Origin of the sequence: Citreicoccus inhibens (assembly GCF_019039035.1) — a bacterium.
GTDB lineage: Bacteria > Myxococcota > Myxococcia > Myxococcales > Myxococcaceae > Citreicoccus > Citreicoccus inhibens.
Genome location: NZ_JAHNZT010000033.1, coordinates 40,187 through 63,006, shown reverse-complemented (window position 1 = coordinate 63,006; position 22,820 = coordinate 40,187). Strand labels below are relative to the sequence as shown.

Sequence of the window (22,820 nt, the reverse complement as noted above, 5' to 3'; positions counted from 1 at the left end):
CGCGTCGATTTTTTGCGCAGCCCGCGGGACTCGCGGGTTCAGTCCCATGACGCGCGGCCTGGATGCGCCGCCGGATCCGAGGGCATGACATGAAGCGAGTCGTGGTGTGGGGGCTGTTGGGGATGTTGTGGAGCGCCTGTGGTCCCGGGGTCGATCACCCGCCAGGCGGTGGCGAGGAGCCGCTCCCCACGAAGGACTCCACACCGCCGCGGATCACCTCCGTGGTCCCCGAGAATGGCGCCCTCCAGGTGGAGAACACCGCGGCCCTCACCGTGACGTTCTCCGAGCCCATGAACGTGGAGTCGGTCATGCAGGCCTTCAGCGTCGAGGAGACCGCGACCCTCACGATGATGGTCGTGATGAACCCCGCCGCCACGGTGCTGACCGCCACCTCGACGGCGCCCTTTCCCCCGGGGCAGCAGATTCACTGGCACGTAGGAAGCGGCGCGAAGGACCGCGCGGGCAACGCCCTCCAAGAGCCCATGTCTGGCCAGTTCACGGTGAAGGGAGCCGCGAAGCCCGAAGTGAGGCTCATGACTCCGGATGACGGCGAGCAGAACGTCGCGCCTCGCGAGCCCCTCCGCATCACCTTCAGCCAGCCCATGAATCGCGCCGCGACCGAGGCGGCGTTCTTCATCACCGGTGCATCCGGCCAGCCAGGAAGCTTCGCGTGGGATGCGGAGGGCACGAGCCTCGTCTTCACGCCCGATGCGCCGTGGGCCTGGGACCAGCAGGTGGAGTGGGGAGTTCGAGCCGCCGCCATGGACTCAACCGGCGGCTCGCTGGGAGGTACGAGGACGTCTCGGTTCAAGGTGATGGCGCTCGACGTGACTCGCCCCACCGTGGTCGGCCCCACGCCCGGCGCGAAGGGAATCCCTCAGGACTTCGACCTCGGCCTCACCTTCTCCGAGCCCATGGATCGGCTCTCGACGAGCGGCGCCCTGCTCGTCACCGCGAAGCAAGGCACGCAGGCGCTCACCGTGGTCGGAACCCTGTCCTGGTCGGCCGACAGCCGCGTGCTCACCTTCCACGGACACGCCAACTCCGGGAGCTTCATCGATTGGAGCCTCACCAGCTCCGCGACGGACCGCGCGGGCAATGCCCTGGTGGCGGCGAGCGGCAAGGACGTCATGCGCATCATCCGTTCCGAGCAGGCGGTGCTGAAGTTGGACACCACCACGGCAGGAAGGGTGACGAAGTCCCTGACCTCCGACTATCGCTACGCGTATCACAACACCAATGTCGAGGTAGGCGATGTCACCGTCGCCGGCGGCTCCGGGCTCCATCGCTCCCGTGCCTTCGCCAGCTATGACATGACGCCCATCGATCCCAACGCCACGCGCATCACCGCGGCCACCCTCTCCATCTACCAGGACACCCTCGTCGGCGATAACCCCTACACCCAATGGGGGACGCTCTCCTGGACGGCGGTGGACTACGGGAAGCTCGACACCACGGACTATGACCTGGCGGGCGGCGCCACGGGCACGCTCAGCACCAGCGCCACTCCGGACTGGCTTCGCGTGGACATCACGGCCCTGGCGGACTCGCGCTGGAAGAATCGGCAGAGCGAGGGCAGCCGGCTGTCGTTCCGCATGGCCTTCGACGGCGCCATGGACAACGTCTATCCGCGCTACACGCGGTTGCTCCTGGACGGGGTCAGCGTGGCCTCGACCATCGCCGTGACCTACGAAGTGCCGTAGCCACGGTTCGCGGCGCGCGGCGCTCAGCCCGCCGCGCGCTGGAGGGCCGCGACGTCGAGCTTCTTCATCTTCAACATCGCCTCCATCACCCGCCGCGCCTTCTCTGGGTCCGAGCCCGCCAGGAGCTGGGGCAGCGCGGCGGGGACGACCTGCCACGACACGCCGAAGCGGTCCTTGAGCCAGCCGCACTGCTGCGCCTTCTCGTCACCGCCCTCCGAGAGCCGGTTCCAGAAGTGGTCCAGCTCGGCCTGCGTCTCACAGCTCACGGAGAAAGACACCGCCTCGGTGAATCGGAAGTGCGGCCCGCCATTGAGCGCGACGAAGTCCTGGCCCGCGAGCTGGAACGCGATGGTCATCACCGCACCCTCGGGCTGGCCGCTCGCGCGAGCGCTCTGCGCGTTGTAGGCGGTCCGCGCCACGATGCGCGAGTCCTCGAAGACCGTCGTGTAGAGCGCGACGGCGGCCTCCGTCACCTCCGCGGTCGGAAACCAGAGGAACGGCGTGATGCGCTGGAATCGGGTGGCCATGCGGCACCTCCATCGAGAAAGCGGGGGAACGCCTCAAAGGTAGCCACGCGACAGGCTCACGCGAAGCGATTGCTCTTCACCGGTGAGTCCGTGAACTGACGGCGCCGACGTCCGTGCTCGCGGAAGAGTCCCGCCACGCCCGGGCCCTCCTGCATCGCCAAGGCAGACGCCAGCTCCCCCAGCACGGACAGGTCCGCGAGCGCCTCGTCCGAGAGCGTCCGCGAGGCGAGGCGCGCAGCGAGGGACTCCTCGCTCCCCTCCTCGGCCGGCGCGCGCTCGGGCTGCTGGCCATCGGGAGAGAGGACCAGCCGCTGGGCCCAGGGCGACACATTCATCTGGTAGAGCAGCGTGACGAGGTCGGGCGCGAAGGGTGGCGACTCCGTCCACGGGCACGCGTGACTCCACAACACCTGTCCCGGGTGATGCCGATGGAGCTGCTCCCGCAGCGAGCCCTCCAGATGGCTGACGTCATACGCCACCACCAACCCCGGCGCATCCGTGCCCTCTTCTGGCCAGGGAACGGCGCGAAGCCCCAGCACCTGCGCGGTGGCGAGCCCGAGGATGGCGCTGTCGCGCTCAGGAAGGATGAAGACACACGGCACGGCGCGTTCGATGCGAGCCAGCACCGCCGCCACGCGATGAATGCCCTCCAGACAGTTCTGCTCGGAGTCCTGCACGAAGGCATACCGACCATTCATGCCCTCATCGCGCCCATAGGGAGACAGGTGCAGCAACAACCCGCCCGTAATGACCGCGTGCCAGCCCCGCAGGTCTCGCGTGTCGAGCGGCGTGACGGCCCGAATGGCATCCGCGCGCGCGAGGCCCCCCTTCAATCGCTCGACGAGCTCCGAGAGCGGCAAGGGCGGCTCCTCGGCGTCATCCAGGGGAGCGGCCATCCGCGCCTCCAACTGGGCCACCCACGTGCGGGGCTCCAGCAGGTCTCCGGTCATCAGCGCGTTGAACGCGAGCAGGTACATGAGAAAGGGGTTGGCCGTCACGAGCGCAGGCGCCGCATGAAGGACGCGGACTGCCTCCGCCGAAGCGCCCATCCCCTCCAGCGCGGCCACCCACTCCTGGAGCATCTCCACCGAGTCGGGCGCCTCGCGATGTCCGCGGGACAGGACCGTCGCGGCGACGTCGTTGAGTCCCTGGTCCACCAACGCGAAGCCCAGCGCATACAGACCCTCCGCGTCCGTGGGCTGCTTCACCGCCTGCCGAGCGGCGTCCTCCAGCGTGGTGGCGCTCAGCGCTCCCGCGATGCGCGCGAAGAGCTCCCAGGTTTCCGCCCACCGAGAGGGCACCGCCAGCTCTGGCGCACCGGGATAGGACAACACAGGCCGCAGATGGCCGAACGCGTCTTGCGGCGACTCCTCGGACAGGGCCGTGCGAGCCTCTTCGAGCCGAGCGGCAAAGGTGTCGTCCACGGTGTGCTCCTGTCGATGCGGTCCGCATCGCGCGATGAGGTGTCTCGCGACGCTAGCAGCAACCGCGCCGCACCCAATGAACCCGTCGCCGCGCGGTGAAGCACGCGCCCGCGCGCGGCCTGTGCAGGGGGCTCGGCGTGACGCAGAGAGCCCTCGCGCGCTCACTGGCCGAAGGCTGTAATTCCCTCGCGAGAGTGTTTGCGGCCCCACAGCACGCCCTGCGGGACATTGCGTGTTCTCCCCTTCCGCGGGCACGCTCGCGGTCGCCTTACGAACCTTCACTTCAACCCATTCACTGGCATAGGGCTGGCCCCAGGAAGGACCCCGTCCCCATGAAATGCTGGTTGGCTGTTTGCCTCATCTGTGTCTCCCTCGCTCCGAGCGCCTTCGCCACGGAGAAGACTCCCCCGGAGTCCCCTCCCTCCACCGCGAGGCCACCGTCGCCGGCCGAGGCTCAAGAGGCCAGGTCCCCCACACCCAAGAAGCTGAAGGTCCAGGACGACGCCGCCGCCAAGAAGGAGCCGAAGAACAAGGAGACGGGCACCAAAGCCGAGCACTCGGAACAGCAGCCCGACCTGTAGCTGGCCCTGCGGTTCAGGAGGACAAATCCATGATGAAGAAACTCGTGGCGGGAATCTGTCTGCTCTGGCTGTGCCTGTCTCAAGGAACAGCCCAGGGTGCCGAGGACTGTATCAAGACGATAAACCAGGGGGCGGCCACCGTCCCCCTGGGGGCGTTCACTCAGCAATGTGCCACCATCTCGTGGACCGCCGGGATGATCACCAGCGATGTCACCTACAACTGTTGTGGCGCGAGTCCCACCATCCGCGTCAACGCCAGTGATTGGGAGCAGCTGCGCAAGGCCGGGAAGCTGGACGGTTTCCGCTATCAGGTCATCACCAGCAGCGACAACGGCTACACCCTGACGTTCCGGAAGATGCAGGGGACCAATCCCACGACCATCGCCGGCGAGGACTTCTTCAAGTAGCGGCCCGCCCGAGGAACCGTGCCCTCCTCCATGTTCCACGGATTCAATCCCACTCTCATCCAACTCTCCGAAACGCTGACCCTGCGTTGGTCGGGAGCTGCGGCGCTCGCGGGGTTTCTCATCGCGTTCGTCTGGCTCAAGCGCCAGGCGGAGCGAGGAGTCGGCCCCTTCACCCCGGCCGACGTGTCTGGGTTCGTCCTCTTCACCGGCCTGCTGGGGGTGCTGGTGGGCGGGCATCTGGGCGCCGTCGTCCTCCACCAGTGGGACGACTTCGCGAGCGATGGCACCCTCGCCTTCCTGTTTCGCCAGAGCGGGACCTCCGTGGTCGGCGTGTTCGCGGGTGTTCTCGCGTGCGCGGCCTACCATGCCCGCAAGCACCAGCGGCCGTGGCTCCAGGTGACGGACGCGCTCGTGCTCCTGGCCCCCCTGGGCCTGCTGTTATGGCACCTGGCTGCATTCACGGACGGCGAGCCCTTGGGACGCGTCACGGACATGCCCTGGGGTGTGCGCTTTCCCGCCGAGCTGAACCGCGACGGCTTCCAGCCCGTCGCGCCGCCAACGCTCGATCTCGCGTCCCTGGCCCAGGCACCGGGACACGAGCTGGCGCGGCTGGCACGGGAGAATCCGCGCTTCGAGGAGGAGCTGCTGCGCATCCTTCCCCCCCGTCATCCCGTCGTGCTCTACGAGGCGGCACTGGAGGGGTGCGTGCTCCTCGCGCTGCTCTGGGCCGTGCGCGCGCGCTGGCCATCCTTGCCGACAGGCGTGATGACCGGACTCTTCTTCGTGCTGTACGGTGGACTGACGTGGGCCAGCGCGCCGCTGCTCGAGCCCAATCCCAACCTGCCCTTGTCGTACCAGTTCGAGCAGGGGGTGCTGCTGTCCCTCCTCTTGCTGGCGGTGGGCGCGGCGTTCCTGCTCGAAGTCCTGGGACAGCACCGCGTCACGGCGCCCACGCCACAAGCCTGACGGGCCTCACACGTGGGCATCGCCCTTGTTCGGAACCGGCGGCGCGGACTTGCTTCTGCGTCGGCGCCGCCGCTTCTTCTGGGCGGCGCTCACAGGCCCCCCCAGTTCACGCAAGACACGCGCGCGCGCCGCGCCATCCAATCGCAGCTCCTGAAAGAGTCGCTGTACCTGCGCCCCTCCGTGCGGGTGACGCAGCGCCTCGGTGAGCCGCTCGACGATGTCGATTCTCAGGGCCACGGCCCCGAGGACCTCGTAGCCGAACGCGCGCGCATCCCAACCGCCCAGCGTCGCAACCTCCAGGAGAGGCTCACGCGGAATCCCCGGAGGGACCGCGCGTTGGTGGAACAGCGCCATCAACATGCTCCGGCGCTCCAGGGCGGGAGGTGCCAAGGCCTCACTGACGTAGAAGAAACGCTGCCCCTCGCGGACGCCCAAGGCCCGCAGCCGCTCGCGTGACTCGGTGTCGAGTTGCTCCCACTGCTCTCGCGCTTCATGGAGAGACACCACCCCCAATCCCGCGGCCAGCCGGTACGCCAGCCCCCGCGTCGCGGGCGAGCGACCCGCGCCCGTGAGGGACTCCGCGGGGAAGCCGCCCATCGCCTCGGAGACCAGGTCTCTGGCCAATGCCAGCATGCGCCGTTCGAGCCGCTGCCGCGCGCCGCCCGTCCACACCTCGGGCTCCGCGAGCGCGAGCTGGGGTGAGCGCCGGTCCGCGCCCCGCACCAGTCGCGCCAGCGGCAGCTCCTCGAACGAGATGTTCCCCACCACGTCCACCTGGAAGCTCTCGTGCGTCGCGTCCACCACGCGTTGGACGAACTGCTCTTCGGTCAGCGTCGTGCCATCCGCGCCAGCGGTGTCACCCAACAGGAGCCCCAGCTTCGCGAAGGGGCTGTCCGACGCAGGCGCCGGTCGCGAGGCGGCGCGCACGAATCGGCGAGCGCTGCGGCGCGCGGCCCGCTGAACGAAGCGCTCCACGAGCCGTTCATGGAGCGCATCCCCCAGCGCATCCTCGATGTGGCGGGTGCGCTCCTGCCAGTGCTCGGCGTCATGCAGCCAGCTCGACCGATGACTGATGTACGTCCAGATGCGGATGGCGGCCAGCCGGTCCATCAGCGTGTGGAGGTCTCCCGAGACGTCATCGAGCGGGGCGACCTGCTTCGCCAGCCACGAGGTCTCCAGCGTGCCGTCACCCTCGGAGAGTTGAAGGAACGTCTCGCGAAGCAGCGCCACGTGCTGGCCGAAGAGCCCCTTGCGGAAGTCAGGAATCTGGCAGACCTGCCACAGCAACTCGACCGAGGCGGACTCGGTGATGAGGTCGCGGATGGCGGGCACCTGCGACAAGTCTCTCAGCGCGTCGAAGTCATCCGCGCGCTCCACGCGAACGAAGGCCGAGTGCTGGGGCGCGCGAGACAGCGAGTCGAGCAAGGCCTCTGGGGTGGAGAAGTCGAGCTGCGCGTTGCGCCAGATGAGGCTGCGCACCGCCGGGAACTGGTGGGTCTCCACGGCGGACACGATGCGCGGTGACAGCTCGGGCAGCGTGTTGAGGGTCCCGAAGGTGCCGTCGTTCAGGTGGCGGCCCGCGCGCCCGGCGATCTGCGCCAGTTCGTCGGGGAAGAGGTCGCGCTGCTCGGCGCCGTCGTATTTGGAGAGCGACGCGAACGCCACGTGATGCAGGTCCAGGTTGAGCCCCATGCCAATGGCATCCGTGGCCACCAGGTATTGGACTTCGCCCGACTGGTACATCGCCACCTGCGCGTTGCGAGTCCGGGGCGACAGCGCACCCAGCACCACCGCGACGCCACCTCGGAGTCGGCGCAGCGACTCGGCCAGCTCGTACACCCGGTCCGCGGAGAACGCGACCACCGCCGAGCGCGGCGGCAGGCTCTTCAGGGAGCGGCGCCCGGAGTAGCGGAGCTGGGACAAGCGGGTCGCGCGCTTCACGGAGACGTGAGGGATGAGCGACTGCACCATGGGGCGCAGGGTCTCCGCGCCCAGGAACCACGTCTCCTTGCGACCGCGCGCGTGCAGCAGGCGGTCCGTGAAGACATGCCCGCGCTCCCGGTGCGCCGCGAGCTGGATTTCATCCACGGCGAGGAAGTCCACGGGCCGGTCCATCGGCATCGCCTCGACTGTGCAGATCCAATAGTCCGGCCGGGGAGGCAGGCGCTTCTCCTCTCCCGTCATCAGCGCCACGCGGCCCTCGCCCACCCGAGCGGACACCCGGTCGTAGACCTCGCGAGCCAGCAACCGGAGCGGCAGCCCCATCATCCCCGAGTCATGCTCCAGCATGCGCTCGATGGCGCGATGGGTCTTCCCGGTATTGGTGGGCCCCAGCTCCGCCACGACGACGGACGCACGGCCGGAAGGGCTGGAGTTCATGGGCGCGAGTGTAACCGCGAGCAAGGGCCCGGGCATTCATCACGACCGGCCACGCCCCGCGTTCCGCTCGCGCCGACGACACGTCGGCATCCACCCGGGCAATGCTCGACGGCCGAAGCCCCGGGGGAAGCGCACAGCTCGCCCGTCCACCCACCAACCACCCGGGTGAAATAGGGACGCGTGCGACGAGTTCACGGGCGCTGACTGAACTCGATGCGCCTGGCGGATCTCCATGCGCGAGGATGCCGCGCCGTCAAAGCGGGCTGGCGCAGGGATTCGTCACCGAACAATCGGCCGCCGCGCACGCCACCGCCCGACACTGGCCACACGAGGAGGCTGCGAGCCGCGCCCCTCCCTGAAGCAAGGCCCTGGACGGCGGCGCCCCGACAGATTCGGAGAGCTGGAGGACGCCCGAGCACCGCGCGTCACTCCGCCGAGCACACCTGATTTGATTCAGAGCTCCAGGAACACGGTGTTGGGTCCCGTGGGGCCCCCCGGGATCTGCGCGATGGAGATGTCATTGAGCTGCTGCCATGCGTTGAATGGCACATAGGGCGCGTGGCTGTAGCAGGCCATGGTCTGGTTATCGCAGGTCGCCATGTTGCCCGCGTCCTCGCCCGCCCAGAGGCTTCGCACGGCGGCGGTCCAGAAGAGGAGGATGGGAAACGGCTGCGGGGAGTAGTACCGAATCACCCGCCCCAGGTCGATGAAGGCATAGTCCTCAGCGGGGTTCTTGTAGAGACACAGTTGGCGCCCCGTCCGGTTGGGCTGGTCGAACAGCCAGAGGCTGGAGCCCGCGCAGCCGCTGTCGATGGTGAGGCCCGCCATGAGCTGGCGCGGAGCCCCACTCTGAATCTGGCGGACATACTCCTCGCGCGCGGCGATCTGCGCGAGCTGCTCGGCGCGGGTGATGTACGTCGTCTCCTGGGTCAGCTCGCCGCCGGGGAGCTGGCGCAGGATGGTCTGAGAGATGCGCTCCTCTTGAGGGGCCGGAGCCTCCGCGGGTGGCCCCTCCTCCGGTGGGCCGCCACATCCCACCCCCAGCGCCGTCATCCCCACCCACATCCACATCGCAGAGCGCTTCATGGTTGGACTCCTGTCGATTGGTTGACTGGCACTGCTTCGATGAATCACAAATCACTCTCTTTCAAAGCAGGATAATTTGCAAATCACGCACAAGTGCGTCGCATCTCATCACGACAGGATTCACTCCTGACGGGGCCACCAGGAGCAGCCCACGGGAGTGACCTGGCAGAACCCATCCACCTCACCGCAGGCCCCACCCGTCGGTTCGCGCGCCGAGCCGGGTGCTACTGTTCGCGCGGTCTCCTTCGGAGGGAAGACATGCGGCATGCCATGAAGCGCGGAGCCTGGAGTCCGTTGCTCGTCCTCTTCGGAGGAACGCGCGAGCGCTCCTTCGTCGACGTGACGCCGGACGTCGTGACCTTCCGCTTCGGCTTCTTCGAGGCCCGCATCCCGCGCACCGACATCCTCGACGCGGCGCGCGCTCAGTGGCCCCTGCTCGGAGGCATTGGCTGGCGTGTCGGGGTGGGCACCGTGGGGTTGGTTGGCGCGCGTCAGAACATCGTCGCGGTGAGCCTGCGCGAGCCCCAGCGCGTGAGCGTCCTGGGAATTCCCGTGCGGGCCCGCCTCATCTTCGTCTCGCTGGAGGAGCCCGAGGCCTTCATCGCCGACCTTCAGTCAGCGACGTAGCGCCCCTCACTTCCCACTGGGGAGGCGCTCGTACATCACCGTGGGCGAGCCCTTGTAGCTGCCTCGCGCGCACTCGCGGAACCCGACCTTGAGCGCGACCTTGCGGGAAGGCTCGTTGGCCGGGTCGATGATGCAGACCACGCGCTCCGGCCCGAAGCGCCCCTCCACCCACTTCAGCGCCGCGGTGATCGCCTCCGTGGCGAAGCCCTTGCCGTGGAACGCCGAGGACAGCACCCAGCCCATCTCCTTCGCCCCGTCGAAGGACAGCTCGATGTCGCGGCGGAAGTCCGCCAGCCCCACCTCGCCCGCGAACCTCCCGGTGCTCTTCTCACGCACCACCCAGAACCCGTAGCCCATCAGCTCCCAGTGGCCCACGTAGCGCAAGAGCCGGCTCCACATCTCCTCTCGGGTGGCCGCCTTGCCCGTGATGTAGCGGGTCACCTCCGGATCCCCCCACATCGCGAGCGCCTCCTCGAAGTCCTCCAGGCGAGGCCGACGCAGCGTGAGGCGCTCGGTGTCGATGGACGAGGGGTCGAGAGGGGTGGACATGCGCGCGCTCCAGGAGAAAGAGGTCCGGAGCTTATCCCTCGCCACGGGTCATGAAGCCACGGGCGCTTGGACCGTTGCGCGCGCACTCACCGAGGACCTTTCGAACGGCAACGACCTCCTCGATGGCCGCACAGCGCGCACCGCCCGAGGGACGGTGCACGCCCCGACGCGGCACGCGCAAGGGTCCACACACCACGGGACATCGGAGTACCCCTGGGGAGCACCTTGCCCACGGAGTGCCACGGGCCATTCTTCTCGGAGACTCTTGGAGAGGGATACAGTCATGAAGAGAAGTTCGTGGGCGGCGTGGAGCGTTCTCCTGGCGTGTCTGACATTGACCGCCTGCAGCGACCGGAACACCGACCCCGCCAGTTACCCGCCGCCCACCACCACGCCGCCCCCCACCACGGACGGTGACGCGGGCGTCATTGGCACCACCATCACCATCCAGAACTTCGCCTTCAGCCCGGCCAACCTCATCGTCCCCGCGGGCGCGACCATCACGGTCATCAACATGGACCCCGTCCCGCACACGGTGACGAGCCAGACCGTCGCGGACACCTTCGTCCCAGGGCCGGTCGGCACCATCGTCTTCGACACGGGGCCCTTCATGGGGCAGACCACGTTCACGATTCCCGCGGACGCCGTGAGCGGGACCTTCGTCCCCTACTTCTGTGCCATCCACACGAGCATGATGCTCAACCGGGCCAACCTCACCATCCAGTGAACTGAACCCGAGCGACTCGACGGGCCCTCGCGCGCCCTTGCCTCCCACCCGCCAATCCCTGCCATTGGCGGCCAGTGACCAGCGCTCGGGCCATTGGGGCGCATTGCCGTGTCCCGAGTCTGGAACCCACATTCACCTCCCAGCGGTGCACGCGAGCTGCGCGCCCGTGATTCCGAAGGGAGGAACACATGATTTCCGCACGGTCTCCACGCCAGCGACAGCGGTACTGGATTCCCCTCGGCCTCATCCTTGGAACGACGTCGGGACTCGCGCTCGCGGCGGGGCTCGGGGCTCAGCCCAACGCCTACGAGCAACACGACCTCACCTCCGACGGCGCACAAGCGGCGGAGCACGTTGACAAGAGCCTGGTGAACCCATGGGGCGTCGCGTTCAACCCCTTCGGCTTCGCCTGGGTCGCGGACAACGGAACAGGGCGCGCAACGCCGCTCGACGGCAATGGGAAGCCCCAGTCGCCCGTCGTGACCATTCCCACGCCCCCCGGCGACACGGGCGACGCCAGCCCCACGGGCGTCGTCTTCAACGGCTCCGAGGACTTCGTCATCCATCACGGCTCCGCCGAGGGCCCCAGTCGCTTCATCTTCGCGACGGAGCAAGGAACGCTGGGCGCCTGGTCTCCCGACGTGGACCGCACGAACGCGCTCCTCGTGGTGGATAACTCCGGCTCGGACGCCGTCTACAAGGGACTGGCGATGGCCGGGAACGGCGAGGGCCTGCACCTGTACGCCACCGACTTCCACCACGGTCGCATCGACGTCTTCGATCGCCACTTCTCCCCTGTCCACCTGGAGGGCTCGTTCGTGGATCCGTCGCTGCCGGATGGCTTCGCGCCCTTCGGCATCCACAACATCCAGGGCAGCCTCTATGTGACGTACGCCCGCCAAGACGAGCAACGCCATGACGACGTCAAGGGCAAGGGGCTGGGCTTCGTGAGTGTGTTCGATGCGAACGGCCACTTCCTGCGGCGGCTCATCTCGCAAGGCAAGCTCAACGCGCCATGGGGCGTCGCGCTGGCGCCCGCCGACTTCGGGAGCTTCAGCAACCGACTGTTGGTCGCCAACTTTGGCGATGGGACCATCAACGCCTATGACCTGGCGACCGGTCACGCCGAGGGCTCACTCGAAAGCCCGGATGGCACCGCGGTCCACATCGACGGCCTGTGGGGGATTGCGTTCGGCAATGGCGTGCATGGCCAGCCCAGCAACGCGCTCTTCTTCGCCGCGGGTCCGGAGAAGGAGGCCCACGGTGTCTTCGGGCGGCTGGACGCGGTGCCCACCAGCGAGCCCACGCCCACCCCGGATCGCCTGGCCCCTGCGCCCGCCGCGCAGTAGTGCACTGGCGCACGCATCGGCCTCAGCGCCCCCCCACCGCCTCCGGGGACCCGATGCACGGGCCCCCGGAGCGGAGCGGCCCCGCGACGCAGCCCCTGCCCTGCCCAGGAGCATCGACGTGGCCTCCCGGATGGATGCCATCACACGCACGCCCCCTCCACCGAACCGAGCGCGTCCCCACGCCTGCTCGAGCCCCTTCGAGGCATGGACGCCTCACCGTCGCGTCAGCACGATTCACCGACGCGTTCGGTCCATTGACCGATTCCCTCGGGCCCGTCCCTCGCGCGCGGCCCAGACTTCCGCCCCGTCACCCGACGAGGCGACGTCCCCGTCTCCCCTGCGAGGAAGCCCCCGATGAAGACCTGGATGCTGTGCTTGAGCCTGCTGCTCTGGGGCGTGACGCTCGCGCCCCGCGACGCGCGGGCAACCCCCAGCGACGATGCGGCCGTGCGCAAACCCTTGGAGGCGTTCCTCCAGGGACACTCCACTGGCAAGGTCGAATTCCTCCAGCAAGCGTACTGGCCCGACGCGCGGCTGACGTTCGTGCGCGACGGCGCGGTGCAAGTCATGGGCATCAGCGAGCACTTCCAGCGCTTCGCGGACCACTACCGCTCGCTCGCGGGCAAGCCCAGACCGGACGAGCACGCGTGGCATCGCGACGTCCGTGCGCTCGAAGTCATGGGGACCATCGCCGTCGCCACGGTGGTCGAGGACGGGCCCGAGAGCCGCTACACCTCGTACCTGACGCTGCTCCAGGTGAAAGGCGAGTGGCGCATCATCAACAAGTCCTTCCATGAGGAGCGCAAGGCCGCGGTGCTAAAAGCGGCCCCATGACCGTCCGCATCGTTCGTCTGGGGGCTCCTCGCGTCGCCGGTGAGGGCCTGCGCATCGGCACGGTGCGCAGGCCTCCGCGCGGAGTCCCCGCGGCCCGCTTCGCCTCGGATGATTGGTATGACGTCTGGTATCCGGAGCTGGCGCCCAGTCCAGAGGTGGTGAAGCTCGGTCAGCAAGCCCAGACGGACAAGGACTGGGAGGCGTTCAAGAAACGCTATCGCGCCGAGATGGCCGAGCCCGCCGCGAGCCGTACCCTCGACCTGCTCGCCGCGCTGTCCCACACCGCGGACTTCTCGGTCGGGTGCTACTGCGAGGACGAAGCGCGCTGCCATCGCGCCCTCCTGCGAGCGCTGTTCGAGGCGCGCGGCGCGCGATTGGAGTAAGGGAGTGAGGCCATGCGCCTATCTCCGCTCGTCCTCCTCGCCCTCGCCGCACTCCCAGCTTCGGCGCAGTCCGCCGCATCCCCGCTGGGGCCGATCTCCCCCACCACAGGACTCGTGCTGCGTGACGACGTCGTCCGCGCGCTCATCCAGGAGAGTTCGGGAGACCGCATCCATGACAGCGTGCAGCGCCTGTCGCTCATCGCCAGGGATTTGCACGGCGGCTACACCGAGGCCGCCGAGTGGACGAAGACCACCGCCGAGGCCGCTGGACTCCAAGCGGTCCATCTGGAGGCGATGAAGGACGGACCGCAGTGGCGTGCGACGCGGGGCGAGCTGTGGGTCTCCGGTCCGCAGGGCTACAAGGTCACGTCGTTCGCGGACCTCCCCATGTCGCTGGCGGCGGGCAGCGGCACCTTCGAGGGCTCGGGCATCGAGTTGGTCGACGTGGGCCTGGGCACCCAGGACGCGGACTTCGCCGGCAAGGACCTCACGGGCAAGGTGGTGCTCACGCGGAGCCATCCCGGCGCGGTCTTTCGCAAGGCCCTCGAGCGTGGCGCGGTCGGAATGGTGTCGTCGTACTCGACGCCGCCCTGGAACGCGCCCAACCGCATGGATGGAGACTTCCCGGATCAGGTCGGCTGGGCCCTGGTTCCGCGCACGCTGAAGACCCCCACGGGCCGCGCGCCCTTCTTGTTCATGGTGTCGGATCGCCAGGGACGCGAGCTGCGCATCCAGACGCAAGCGGGCCCGGTGAAGGTGGACGTCCACATCGAGGCCGAGACGTTCGACGGACACTTCAGCATCGTCAGCGGCGTGATTCCGGGCACGCGCGCTGGCGAGGAGGTCGTGCTCACCGCGCACCTGGACCACTACAAGCCAGGCGCCGATGACAACGCCTCGGGCTCGGCCACGCTGCTGGAGTTGGTGCGGACGTACTCCACGCTGATCCGCCGCGGGGTGCTCCCGCCTCCCGTGCGGAGCCTGCGTGTCTTGTGGCTGCCCGAGTTCCTGGGCACGCGCGAATGGTTCGCCCACCATGGGACCGAGCCCGTGCGGCGCGTGGCGCAGTTCAACTTCGACATGCTCGGAGCGAGCCTGACGCGGGCGCACTCGCGCTTCCAGATCTCCTACACGCCAGACTGGAATGCCAGCTTCGTGAACGCCGTGTCGGAGTCCACGGTGGACTTCATGAACCGATTCAACGGCGTGGCCTACCCCACGCAGAAAGCCTTCCGCATCACCTCGGTGAACGGGTCGAGGGATGTCCTGGACGCGCACATGGAGCGGTACGGCCGAGGCTCCGACCACCAGCTCTTCAACGACCACGGCATCCCTGGGGTCGCGTTCGCCACGTGGCCCGATGACGGCTATCACACGAGCGGAGATCGCCCCGAGTTCGTGGACCCCACGCAGCTTCACCGCGCCGCGTTCGCCGGCCTCGCGTCCATCACGGTCGCCGCGTGGGCAGAGGGCCCCGGGGCGCTGGAGCTGGCCCGGCTGGTGGCGGTGCACGGAGCGCGGCGCGTGGGGGAGGATGAGTTCACCGCGCGCCGCAACCTGGCCTCGGCCACTCCCGAGCAACTCGCCACCACGTATGCCCTGGCGCGAGCATCGGTGCGCGTGGGTTATCAGCGCGAGCGTGAGGCGCTCCGCACGTGTCTGCCCTTGGGCGCCACGTCCGCGCCCATCCAGCGCATGGTCAAGACCCTGGAGACCGCGGAGGCCCAGGCCCTGAGCCGCGTGGACGCGGACGGACGCGAGCGCGGAGTCACCCGCGAGCCCGCCCCCACCGAAGCGGAGCGCCGCGCCCGGGCCTTCATTCCGCGGCGGGTGCCGGGACAGGAGCTGACCTCCTTCGACGAGATCGCGGGCAAAGCCAACCCCGAGGCCAAAGCCCAGGTCACCGCCGTCCAGGACGCGATGACGACCGCGACGCAGACCCTGCGGGAGCGAGGCCAAAGCGAGCTGCGCTTCTACGAGCTGGCCGACGCCATCGCGAGCTACGCCAACGGCCACCGCTCAGTCGCGGACATCCGAGACGCGGCCTATGCCGAGTACGGCCACGCCTTCCCGGTGGACGCGCTCCTCGCCCTCTTCGAAGTACTGGAACAAGGCGGCGTCATGACGAACGCCGCGGGACAGCGCTCCAACAAGAACTGAACCCATGGGGAACAGCCCCGTGCGCGCAGGTCGACGCGCACGGGGACTTCGCAATCAGCTATCGAAGCATCCGGTGCAGCGTTCACGGGGAGGTGCGCGGAGGTCTCCCTCCGCGGACCTCAATCACGGTGCATACGTCACGGTGAGCTTCGGGTGCTTCGCCGCATCCGGCGACTCTCGCGAGTAATAGGACGTCTGATAGCCGGGGCTACCCGTGTTGGTGAGCCGGAAGGAGATGCGCCGATCCGCGCCGCGCGAGGCGTTCTGGATGGCGGGGATGAGCGCCGGGTCGCTCATGCTGCCGACCTGGTCGAAGTAGGGTGACTCCTGGGGATACCAGAGGAACCACGAGCCCAGGGGCTCGCCTTGGACGGCGGGCTGGTTGTTGTACGTCAGCGTCAGCTCTCCCCACGTGTTGTCCGGCACCAGGTACGTGTACACGTTGCCGTCCCCGCCCCCGGCCATGCCGTAGAACGCGGTGGAGGAGAGCGTCGCGGACTTGATGGTCGCGCTCGCGGGGATGCTTCCCAAGTTGAACCGCAGGAAGACCCTCCGGTCGAAGTAGGGATGGATCAACAGCTCGGTCGAGCTGCCGTAGTTCCAATCCCGCTCTCCCCAGAAGTCGCCATTGGCGTACGTGTCCGCCTCGGGCTCGAGCACCGTGGTGACTTCCGGCAAATCATACGTGATGACGAGCTTCGGGCGCTGCGTGGCATCGGCGTACTCACGCGAGCGATAGCGCGTCTTGTAGCCCGTGGAGTTCAATCGGAAGCTCACCCGCTTGTCGCCCGCCAGCTCTTGCTGCACCACGGGGATGAGCAGCGGACTCGAGTTGACGCCCAGCTTGTCGACCGGCGTGTAGTCATACCAGAGGAACCATTCTCCCAGCGTGTTTCCCGAGGTCGCGGGCTTGTTGTTCCAGGTGATACCTGTCTCGCTCCAGGTGTCATCCGGAACGAAGGTCGTGTAGACATTGCCATCCCCGCCGTAGGCATAACCATCATAGGCCTGGGCGCTCAGCGTGACGGCGGTGACATGCGCATTCGTCGGAATGCCACTGAGGTCGAAGCGCAGATAGCTCATCCCGGTCTGTCGATTCACGAGCCAGGTCGTGCTGGTGCCGTAGTTCGTGGTGGGGGTATCCGATGAGACCTGCGCATCGGCGACGGGCGTGAGCGACACCGTCGTGCTCCCCAGTGCCGCGGTGCGTGTCTGTATCGCAGGCGCGGCTTCGTTTCCGGGAGCCTCGCCGGAAGGAGCCGGGCCGCACGCCACTGCGGCCAACAATCCCAGCGAGGAGAGTGAGAGGGAATTCCATCGTGACACAGCCAGCTTTCTCGAAAGACTCATCATGGAGACCTTTCATCTGGGGCGATATCGCGCCCATCGACTCAGACACGTCAGCCGCGGCGTCTATTCAGAACGCCGCGCGTGGGCCAAGCCCTGACTTGATTCACCGCGGCGCCGTGAAACACGAGCACCCCACGGGTCCCTCCTGCCCCGCCCGTCCCTGGTCACGGCGGTCGCGGTCCCCGCCGACCTCCGCGCACGCGCACGTTCATGCGTCACGGGCACTCGCGCACGCGTCCGAGGAGAAAGGCGGAGGGCGTGAATATTCCTCAACCTGCTCCCACGGCTTGATGGAGGATCCTCCTCGACTCAGGCGTGGACAGGAGACACGAACATGGTGACAGCGAGCATCTGGCTGGCGATGGGACTCGCGCTGGGGAGCGCGGAGCTGAAGTGGGAGCCCCAGAGCAGCGGAACGACCGTGCGGCTGCGCGGGGTCAGCGCGGTGGATGCGCGGGTCGCATGGGCGAGCGGAGACAAGGGCACGGTGCTGCGCACGACGGATGGGGGAAAGACCTGGTCCGCTGCGCCCGTGCCGGGTGCGGACGCGCTCGACTTCCGCGACGTGGATGCGTTCAGTGAGCGCACCGCGTACGTGCTGTCCATCGGGCCCGGCGACAAGTCCCGCATCTACAAGACCACCGACGGCGGTGCGCACTGGTCGCTCCAGTTCACCAATCCGCAGCCCGGTGCGTTCTTCGACGGCATGGCCTTCTGGGATGAACGCCACGGCGTGGCCTTCAGTGACCCGGTGGATGGCCGCTTCGTCGTCATCACCACCGAGGATGGGGGAACGACCTGGAAGCCCGTGCGCCCCGAGGCGCTCCCGCCCGCGACCGCGGGAGAGGCGGGCTTCGCGGCCAGCGGCACGAGCATCGCCGTGCAGGGCACGGAGAACGCGTGGTTCGGTCTGGGAGGCTCGGTGGCGCGCGTGCTTCGCTCCATGGACCGAGGCCACTCGTGGACTGTCGCGACGACACCGCTCGCCACGGGCGAGGGCGCGGGGGTCTTCTCGCTCTTCTTCTGGACCTCGAAGGCGGGCATCGCGCTGGGCGGCAACTACAAGCAGCCGGACGAGCGCGGCGGCACCGCGGCCCTCACGCTCGATGGGGGAAAGACCTGGAGCGCCCCCACGGATGCGCCCCCAGGAGGCTATCGCTCCTGCGTCGCGGCCCTCACGCGGAATCGGCAGATGTGGCTCATCGCCGTGGGCCCCACGGGCTCCGATGTCTCACACAACGGCGGACGCACCTGGGAGGCGCTGGACACCACGGGCTTCCACGCGGTGTCCTCGCCGCGCTCGCGAGACACCGCGTTCGCCGTCGGTGAGGAGGGCCGCATCGCGAAGCTGGTCTCCGCCGCGCCCACGAAACCGTAGCCCTCCGCGCGGCGCGCGGGCTTGCGACCCAGCGCGCGGAATGCGAAGCCTGCCGCGAGCCACCGCACCTGGGAGGACGACAATGGAACCGCTCGCCTGTGGACATGCCGCGCCCATCGCGGGTCATGCGTGCGCGCACCTGGTTGAAGCACCGGGCGCGCCCTACACGGTCCGGTTCACGGGACAAGGTCAGGACCACGACCTCCTGTGCGATGACTGCGACAGTCCCACCGCCCCGGCTCGTGCGGAGCTCCGGCCCATCTGCGCGGCCTGCCAGCAAGCGCACCTCGAACGACTGGATGACCTCATCCACGCGCTCGGAAGGCCCGAGGTGCGCACCCGTGCGTCGGCCCTGCGCTTCGAGCACCGAGAGCACTCCCTGCCCGAGTTGGAGAGCGCCACCCTGCTCGCGCTCGAACCGCTCGGAAGCGCGCCGCGCTCCCAGTGGCTCGCGGTGACCTCCACCGGCGACCTGCTGCGACTGGAGCTCGAGAAGCCCACCACCACCCGCCTCGGCGCGGTGCCCGCGGAGTCCCTCGCGCTCTCGGAGCCGCTGGCCGTGCACGTCTCGGATTGTGGCCACTACGCGGCGGTGGCGAATGCGACGGGCTCACACGGCGTCGTCATCGCACTGGACTCCGGCGCGGTGACGATGAAGCTGGACCGCGGCACGTACCATGTGACGCATTGCCAGTTCCCCCTGGCGTTCTTCCGCGACGGCGACCGCACCCTGCTCGTGCATGGAACGGATTGGAACCAGCTCGACATCTCCGATCCCTCCACGGGCGAGCGGCTGACCCCACGGCCAGCCGAGGCGGCGGCGGCGGCGACCGAGGACTCCGAAGCACACGGGCTCGACTACTTCCACTGTGGCCTGAGCGTCTCCCCGGATGGGCAGTGGCTCGTGGACGACGGCTGGGTCTGGCACCCGGTGGGCATCCTGACCCGCCTCTCCCTGCGCCGGTGGCTCCACGAGAACGTGTGGGAGTCCGAGGACGGCCCCTCGCGCAAGTCGCTCCGGCAGGTGGAGTACTTCTGGGATGGGCCTCGGTGCTTCGTCGGCCCGCGCCTCCTCGCGGTCTGGGGATTCGGCGGCACCGACAGAACCCTCTTCGCCGCGGCGCTCATCATCGACCTCGAGACCGGCGCGCTGCGCCGATGGTTCCCGGGGCCACAGGGAGACTTCCACTGCGACGGGCAATTCCTGCTCACCAGCGCCGGGGATGAGGGAACGGCCGTCTGGGATTGGGAGACCGGAGAGCGCCTCCACGTCGACTCCACACTGAAGCCCACGGCCTGGCATCCCGCGGCGCGGTGTTTCGTGTCGGTGATTGCCCCCGGACAGCTTCGCGAGAGCCGACTCGCCGGCACGCCGTGACGTGACGTGACGACGAGCGGTCAGGTGCCCGTGAAGATGTGATTCCAGACGGCCTCGCGCTGAAGCTCGACGAGCATCGCGTCTCGGCCGCCCGGACGCGTCCCCCAGCCGCCCTTCTCTCGGAAGAGCTCGCCCTCGAGCCACGTGCCCACCTCGGGATGCAGGAGGCAGACCGCGGCCGTGGGGTCATGGAACATCTTCTCCAGCGAGCGGGCGAGGTACATCGCCATGGCCTCCAGGAACAGCTCCATGGCGCGAGAGCGCGGCGGATGCTCCCGATGCCGCCGCAGGATGTCCCGGTCGTAGACCATGGTGTGGCAGACGTTCTTCCCCACGAAGCGCCGAGGGATGTCGTGGGCCAGGAAGCGCTGGGCGCTCTTCACGTCCCCGTTCAGATTGAAGGTCGCCACGGACTCGCGCCCCTCGAACTTCTCGAGCCGCACCGACGGGGCGTGCAGGTGGTAGCCCACGAAGCCTCCCTGCATCGTGGCGCGCCGTGGAAGCCGAGGCGCATCCCCCGCGAGGTAGCCGCCGACATTCTGGAGCGGCCCGATGATGAACCACTCGGCCTCGGGGTAGCGCGCCATGGTCTCACGCAAGACGTCCTGGCCCAGTCCATCGGTCGGTAGGCGACTCGGCCACTGATACTTCTTGAGCAGGTCCACGTGGACACTGCCCACGCTGGACTTCTCTCGCTCCGGCCCCGCGCTGCCAATGGGGATGTCCAGCCCCAGCTCACGACAGAGGAAGCGCGCGACCGCCACCTGGTCCTTGTCACCCGGGGACAGGGTGATGGCGCGAATGCGGACTCCCGCCGCGACCAGGTAAAGCAAGGCGAAGAAGTCATCGGGGTCACGTCCAAGGTCGGTCTCGACAATCAAATCCATAGCGTCTCCCGTGGACGGACCCGCGACGTGTGACGCGCCAGTCCCCCACGGAACTCCCACTGGCAAGAGTACGGCGCGCGCGGACGGCCCCCTCCCGGATGGGCTGACACGCGGCGCGCGCTTCCCTGCGACACGCAGTCCGTTAGCCCAAGAACTCGCTGCGAGCAGCCGCCCTTTCCCGCGCGAATTGACGCCTCGCCCAAAACGATGCATTCAGTATGCATCTTTATGCGCCCGGTTTCGGGCGAGGGAGCGCGGACATGTCGAGTGTGTACGAGCAGTTGGGCGGAGAACCGGCGATGGCGGCGGCCGTGGAGCTCTTCTACCGGAAGGTCCTGGCGGACGACCGCATCAGCCACTACTTCGAAGACGTGGACATGGACCGGCAGGCCGCGAAGCAGAAGGCGTTCCTGACGATGGTGTGCGGCGGCCCCTCGCACTACTCGGGCAAGGACATGCGCGAGGGCCACCGGCACCTGGTGAAGCGGGGCCTCAATGACATCCACTTCAACGCGGTGGCGGAGCACCTCCAGGGGACGCTGGAGGAGCTGGGTGTCTCCGCGGACCTCGTGAGGCAGGTGATGGCGGTCGCCGAGGGCGCCCGCGCGGATGTGTTGAACCGCTGAAGCACCCGGGCCCACGCCATGGCGAGAGTGAAAGTCGAGTCCACGTGGTACCCGCTGGAGCCCGAGGAGTCGGTCCTCGACGGCCTCTTGCGGCAAGGGGTGGCGGTTCCCCATTCATGCCGAGCGGGGGCCTGCCAGTCCTGCATGATGCGAGGCGTGGCGGGCAACGTGCCGCCCACGGCGCAGAGCGGACTCAAGGACACGCTCAAGGCCCGAAGCTACTTTCTCGCCTGCATGTGCAAGCTGCCCGAGGGCACGGGCCTGGAGGTCGCGGGGGCGCAAGACCTGCGCGTCCCCGCGCGCATCACCGCCGTGGAGCAGCTCACGGCGGATGTGCTGCGCGTCAGCCTGGAGCCCGAGGCGCCGCTCGACTATCGCGCGGGCCAGTACATCACCCTGCTGCGCGCGGACGGACTCGCGCGCAGCTACTCGCTGGCGAGCCTGCCTCGGGAGAAACACCTGGAGCTGCACGTGCGCCAGGTCCCGGGCGGCACCATGAGCGGCTGGTTGGCCCGCGAGGCCCGCCCCGGCGAGCAGGTCGCGCTGCAGGGCCCCGCGGGAGATTGCTTCTACGTACCGGGGGCCTCCGAGGCGCCGCTGCTCCTGGCGGGCACGGGAACCGGACTCGCGCCGCTGTATGGCATTGCCCGGGACGCGCTGGAGCAAGGGCACACGGGGCCGCTCTTCCTCTTTCACGGCGCACGGGAGCCGGGCGGGCTGTATCTCGTGGAGACGCTGCGCGAGCTGGCGGCGCGGCACGCGAACTTCCACTACCGCCCGAACGTGCTGTGCGGCGGCGGCGATGGCGTGGAGGAAGGGAGCATCGAGGCGCTCGTCCGCACCATTCTGCCCAAGCGTCCACTGGGGTGGCGGGCCTACCTCTGCGGCAACGTCGAAGGGGTGCTATCCCTGCGCAAGAAGCTCTTCTTGGCGGGGTTCTCCCTGAAGGACATCCACGCGGATGCCTTCCTCCCGAGCACACCACCAGGGGGGCCCCTCGCTGGAGCCGCCTGACCTTGCATCTCACCCTTCACGCCGACTACGCGCTGCGCGTCCTCATGTACCTCGCGGCACACCCCGACCGTCCGACGTCCACACAGGAGATGGCGGACGCCTACGGCATCTCCAAGCACCACCTGGTCCGCGTCGTCCAGACGCTGGGGAGCCTGGGCCACGTCGAGATCCGGCCTGGGCGCGCGGGAGGTGTCCTCCTCGCCAGTCCCCCCGGGGACATCCGGCTGGGCGCGGTCGTGCGCGCGGCCGAGCCGGACTTCAACCTGGTGGAGTGCTTCGACCGCGAGCGGAACACCTGCCCCATCGCGGCGGCCTGTGGACTCAAGGGCGTGCTCGCGGAGGCCCAGAGTGCCTTCCTGGAGACGCTGGACCGCTACACCTTGGAGGACCTGCTGCGCCGCTCCAAGCCGGGAATGGCCAGCCTCTTCCGCGTCTCCCCAACCAACGATCCGCAGGTCTGACGTCCATCCAGGGCTTGAGCCCTG

22 protein-coding genes are annotated in these 22,820 nt (G+C 68.5%); 15 read left to right on the top strand and 7 right to left on the bottom strand.

Going from position 1 to position 22,820, the window contains the following annotated elements; all coding sequences use genetic code 11:
* The first annotated feature begins 89 nt into the window (after positions 1-89).
* Entirely contained in the window at positions 90-1,703 is a 1,614-nt protein-coding gene (locus tag KRR26_RS28815) for an Ig-like domain-containing protein (RefSeq protein WP_217081364.1), read from the top strand.
* 23 nt (positions 1,704-1,726) lie between these two features.
* Here the strand turns inward: KRR26_RS28815 and KRR26_RS28810 are convergent, their stop codons facing one another.
* Both KRR26_RS28810 and KRR26_RS28805 read right to left on the bottom strand, forming a co-directional pair.
* Positions 1,727-2,230: a VOC family protein gene (locus KRR26_RS28810; protein ID WP_217081363.1), complete on the bottom strand. Its 504-nt coding sequence runs from the start codon at positions 2,228-2,230 to the stop codon at positions 1,727-1,729.
* A 56-nt stretch (positions 2,231-2,286) separates the two neighbouring features.
* Positions 2,287-3,654, bottom strand: coding sequence for a tetratricopeptide repeat protein (locus KRR26_RS28805; protein ID WP_217081362.1), 1,368 nt, complete (start codon positions 3,652-3,654; stop codon positions 2,287-2,289).
* A 332-nt stretch (positions 3,655-3,986) separates the two neighbouring features.
* On the opposite strand from KRR26_RS28805, the gene KRR26_RS28800 reads away from it, so the two are divergent.
* The 3 genes from KRR26_RS28800 to KRR26_RS28790 are packed head-to-tail and all read left to right on the top strand — an operon-like array spanning position 3,987 to position 5,608.
* The gene (locus tag KRR26_RS28800; RefSeq protein ID WP_120201934.1) at positions 3,987-4,235 is read left to right on the top strand and encodes a hypothetical protein; all 249 of its coding nucleotides are present in this window, start codon (positions 3,987-3,989) and stop codon (positions 4,233-4,235) included.
* A 29-nt stretch (positions 4,236-4,264) separates the two neighbouring features.
* Positions 4,265-4,642: a hypothetical protein gene (locus KRR26_RS28795; protein WP_236069291.1), complete on the top strand. Its 378-nt coding sequence runs from the start codon at positions 4,265-4,267 to the stop codon at positions 4,640-4,642.
* Positions 4,643-4,660: 18 nt separating this feature from the next.
* On the top strand, positions 4,661-5,608 hold the full coding sequence (locus tag KRR26_RS28790) for a prolipoprotein diacylglyceryl transferase (protein ID WP_217081361.1): 948 nt from the start codon (positions 4,661-4,663) through the stop codon (positions 5,606-5,608).
* A gap of 6 nt (positions 5,609-5,614) precedes the next feature.
* Here the strand turns inward: KRR26_RS28790 and KRR26_RS28785 are convergent, their stop codons facing one another.
* Together KRR26_RS28785 and KRR26_RS28780 are read right to left on the bottom strand one after the other, a co-directional pair.
* A complete protein-coding gene (locus tag KRR26_RS28785; RefSeq protein WP_217081360.1) occupies positions 5,615-7,987 on the bottom strand; it encodes a helicase-related protein in 2,373 nt (790 codons plus the stop codon).
* Between the two features lie 453 nt (positions 7,988-8,440).
* Entirely contained in the window at positions 8,441-9,073 is a 633-nt protein-coding gene (locus KRR26_RS28780; protein WP_217081359.1) for a hypothetical protein, read from the bottom strand.
* A gap of 270 nt (positions 9,074-9,343) precedes the next feature.
* Here KRR26_RS28780 and KRR26_RS28775 point away from each other — a divergent pair, with 270 nt between their 5' ends.
* On the top strand, positions 9,344-9,700 hold the full coding sequence (locus tag KRR26_RS28775) for a hypothetical protein (RefSeq protein WP_147422864.1): 357 nt from the start codon (positions 9,344-9,346) through the stop codon (positions 9,698-9,700).
* Between the two features lie 6 nt (positions 9,701-9,706).
* Here KRR26_RS28775 and KRR26_RS28770 read toward each other — a convergent pair whose 3' ends face one another.
* Positions 9,707-10,249 (bottom strand): GNAT family N-acetyltransferase, encoded by a 543-nt coding sequence (locus KRR26_RS28770; RefSeq protein WP_120201944.1) that lies wholly within the window; start codon positions 10,247-10,249, stop codon positions 9,707-9,709.
* 283 nt (positions 10,250-10,532) lie between these two features.
* Here KRR26_RS28770 and KRR26_RS28765 point away from each other — a divergent pair, with 283 nt between their 5' ends.
* The 5 genes from KRR26_RS28765 (at position 10,533) to KRR26_RS28745 (ending at position 15,702) form a co-directional block, all read left to right on the top strand.
* The gene (locus KRR26_RS28765; protein ID WP_147422865.1) at positions 10,533-10,976 is read left to right on the top strand and encodes a cupredoxin domain-containing protein; all 444 of its coding nucleotides are present in this window, start codon (positions 10,533-10,535) and stop codon (positions 10,974-10,976) included.
* A gap of 188 nt (positions 10,977-11,164) precedes the next feature.
* On the top strand, positions 11,165-12,325 hold the full coding sequence (locus KRR26_RS28760; RefSeq protein ID WP_120201949.1) for a TIGR03118 family protein: 1,161 nt from the start codon (positions 11,165-11,167) through the stop codon (positions 12,323-12,325).
* Between the two features lie 354 nt (positions 12,326-12,679).
* Positions 12,680-13,159 (top strand): nuclear transport factor 2 family protein, encoded by a 480-nt coding sequence (locus tag KRR26_RS28755; RefSeq protein WP_120201951.1) that lies wholly within the window; start codon positions 12,680-12,682, stop codon positions 13,157-13,159.
* Entirely contained in the window at positions 13,156-13,542 is a 387-nt protein-coding gene (locus KRR26_RS28750; RefSeq protein WP_120201953.1) for a DUF488 domain-containing protein, read from the top strand. The genes KRR26_RS28755 and KRR26_RS28750 overlap by 4 nt, the downstream gene beginning before the upstream one ends.
* 12 nt (positions 13,543-13,554) lie before the next feature.
* The gene (locus KRR26_RS28745) at positions 13,555-15,702 is read left to right on the top strand and encodes a M28 family peptidase (protein ID WP_217081358.1); all 2,148 of its coding nucleotides are present in this window, start codon (positions 13,555-13,557) and stop codon (positions 15,700-15,702) included.
* 123 nt (positions 15,703-15,825) lie between these two features.
* On the opposite strand, the gene KRR26_RS28740 is transcribed toward KRR26_RS28745, so the two are convergent.
* Positions 15,826-16,884 carry a CBM96 family carbohydrate-binding protein gene (locus tag KRR26_RS28740; RefSeq protein ID WP_217081357.1) on the bottom strand — a complete coding sequence of 353 codons (1,059 nt, stop codon included), beginning with the start codon at positions 16,882-16,884 and terminating at the stop codon, positions 15,826-15,828.
* Between the two features lie 502 nt (positions 16,885-17,386).
* Between KRR26_RS28740 and KRR26_RS28735 the strand changes: the two genes are divergently transcribed.
* Positions 17,387-18,430 carry a WD40/YVTN/BNR-like repeat-containing protein gene (locus tag KRR26_RS28735; RefSeq protein WP_217081356.1) on the top strand — a complete coding sequence of 348 codons (1,044 nt, stop codon included), beginning with the start codon at positions 17,387-17,389 and terminating at the stop codon, positions 18,428-18,430.
* 82 nt (positions 18,431-18,512) lie between these two features.
* Positions 18,513-19,808, top strand: coding sequence for a WD40 repeat domain-containing protein (locus KRR26_RS28730; RefSeq protein WP_217081355.1), 1,296 nt, complete (start codon positions 18,513-18,515; stop codon positions 19,806-19,808).
* 20 nt (positions 19,809-19,828) lie between these two features.
* Here the strand turns inward: KRR26_RS28730 and KRR26_RS28725 are convergent, their stop codons facing one another.
* Entirely contained in the window at positions 19,829-20,695 is an 867-nt protein-coding gene (locus tag KRR26_RS28725) for a nucleoside hydrolase (RefSeq protein ID WP_217081354.1), read from the bottom strand.
* 260 nt (positions 20,696-20,955) lie between these two features.
* Between KRR26_RS28725 and KRR26_RS28720 the strand changes: the two genes are divergently transcribed.
* Genes KRR26_RS28720 through KRR26_RS28710 form a run of 3 tightly spaced genes read left to right on the top strand, consistent with a single transcriptional unit; the run spans position 20,956 to position 22,796 of the window.
* The gene (locus tag KRR26_RS28720; protein WP_120201966.1) at positions 20,956-21,321 is read left to right on the top strand and encodes a group I truncated hemoglobin; all 366 of its coding nucleotides are present in this window, start codon (positions 20,956-20,958) and stop codon (positions 21,319-21,321) included.
* Between the two features lie 18 nt (positions 21,322-21,339).
* Entirely contained in the window at positions 21,340-22,335 is a 996-nt protein-coding gene (locus tag KRR26_RS28715) for a 2Fe-2S iron-sulfur cluster-binding protein (protein ID WP_120201968.1), read from the top strand.
* A 2-nt stretch (positions 22,336-22,337) separates the two neighbouring features.
* Positions 22,338-22,796, top strand: coding sequence for an RrF2 family transcriptional regulator (locus tag KRR26_RS28710; RefSeq protein ID WP_217081353.1), 459 nt, complete (start codon positions 22,338-22,340; stop codon positions 22,794-22,796).
* Positions 22,797-22,820: the final 24 nt, after the last annotated feature.

Coding starts and splice junctions, on each gene's coding strand:
- KRR26_RS28815 (WP_217081364.1), top strand. CDS start 90: ATGAAGCGAGTCGTGGTGTGGGGGCTGTTGGGGATGTTGTGGAGCGCC.
- KRR26_RS28810 (WP_217081363.1), bottom strand. CDS start 2,230: ATGGCCACCCGATTCCAGCGCATCACGCCGTTCCTCTGGTTTCCGACC.
- KRR26_RS28800 (WP_120201934.1), top strand. CDS start 3,987: ATGAAATGCTGGTTGGCTGTTTGCCTCATCTGTGTCTCCCTCGCTCCG.
- KRR26_RS28795 (WP_236069291.1), top strand. CDS start 4,265: ATGATGAAGAAACTCGTGGCGGGAATCTGTCTGCTCTGGCTGTGCCTG.
- KRR26_RS28785 (WP_217081360.1), bottom strand. CDS start 7,987: ATGAACTCCAGCCCTTCCGGCCGTGCGTCCGTCGTCGTGGCGGAGCTG.
- KRR26_RS28780 (WP_217081359.1), bottom strand. CDS start 9,073: ATGAAGCGCTCTGCGATGTGGATGTGGGTGGGGATGACGGCGCTGGGG.
- KRR26_RS28775 (WP_147422864.1), top strand. CDS start 9,344: ATGAAGCGCGGAGCCTGGAGTCCGTTGCTCGTCCTCTTCGGAGGAACG.
- KRR26_RS28770 (WP_120201944.1), bottom strand. CDS start 10,249: ATGTCCACCCCTCTCGACCCCTCGTCCATCGACACCGAGCGCCTCACG.
- KRR26_RS28765 (WP_147422865.1), top strand. CDS start 10,533: ATGAAGAGAAGTTCGTGGGCGGCGTGGAGCGTTCTCCTGGCGTGTCTG.
- KRR26_RS28760 (WP_120201949.1), top strand. CDS start 11,165: ATGATTTCCGCACGGTCTCCACGCCAGCGACAGCGGTACTGGATTCCC.
- KRR26_RS28755 (WP_120201951.1), top strand. CDS start 12,680: ATGAAGACCTGGATGCTGTGCTTGAGCCTGCTGCTCTGGGGCGTGACG.
- KRR26_RS28750 (WP_120201953.1), top strand. CDS start 13,156: ATGACCGTCCGCATCGTTCGTCTGGGGGCTCCTCGCGTCGCCGGTGAG.
- KRR26_RS28745 (WP_217081358.1), top strand. CDS start 13,555: ATGCGCCTATCTCCGCTCGTCCTCCTCGCCCTCGCCGCACTCCCAGCT.
- KRR26_RS28735 (WP_217081356.1), top strand. CDS start 17,387: ATGGTGACAGCGAGCATCTGGCTGGCGATGGGACTCGCGCTGGGGAGC.
- KRR26_RS28730 (WP_217081355.1), top strand. CDS start 18,513: ATGGAACCGCTCGCCTGTGGACATGCCGCGCCCATCGCGGGTCATGCG.
- KRR26_RS28725 (WP_217081354.1), bottom strand. CDS start 20,695: ATGGATTTGATTGTCGAGACCGACCTTGGACGTGACCCCGATGACTTC.
- KRR26_RS28720 (WP_120201966.1), top strand. CDS start 20,956: ATGTCGAGTGTGTACGAGCAGTTGGGCGGAGAACCGGCGATGGCGGCG.
- KRR26_RS28715 (WP_120201968.1), top strand. CDS start 21,340: ATGGCGAGAGTGAAAGTCGAGTCCACGTGGTACCCGCTGGAGCCCGAG.